The following is a 273-nucleotide window of genomic DNA, read 5'->3' as shown; positions in this document are numbered from 1 at the left end:
GTGGTTGTCCACCGAGGAAGCGAGTTCGATCGTCAGCCCATCCTGGACGGCGCACTGGCCGACGGTGGAATGGTCGCAACCCGTCACAATGCACAGGTAGCGGACGCCATTGCATTTACCCGGGGCGCCTTGGAATATGCAGAGCAGAAGCATGTCAGTACCGGCTTGCCAACACCCGATGTGACGGTTGCAGGCCACTCGCTTGGTGGTAATTTGGCGCAAGTGACTGCACATCACTTCAAGCTCAAGGGGCAGACCTTCGACGCCTACGGC

1 protein-coding gene is annotated in these 273 nt (G+C 59.3%); it reads left to right on the top strand.

Going from position 1 to position 273, the window contains the following annotated elements; translation table 11 throughout:
• The coding region (locus XcuCFBP2542_RS19235; RefSeq protein ID WP_249027704.1) for a lipase family protein at positions 1 to 273 on the top strand (273 nt) is incomplete at both ends.

It is taken from the genome of Xanthomonas cucurbitae, assembly GCF_002939885.1.
Taxonomy (GTDB): Bacteria; Pseudomonadota; Gammaproteobacteria; order Xanthomonadales; family Xanthomonadaceae; genus Xanthomonas; species Xanthomonas cucurbitae.
This window is presented reverse-complemented; position numbering and strand designations above follow the sequence as displayed.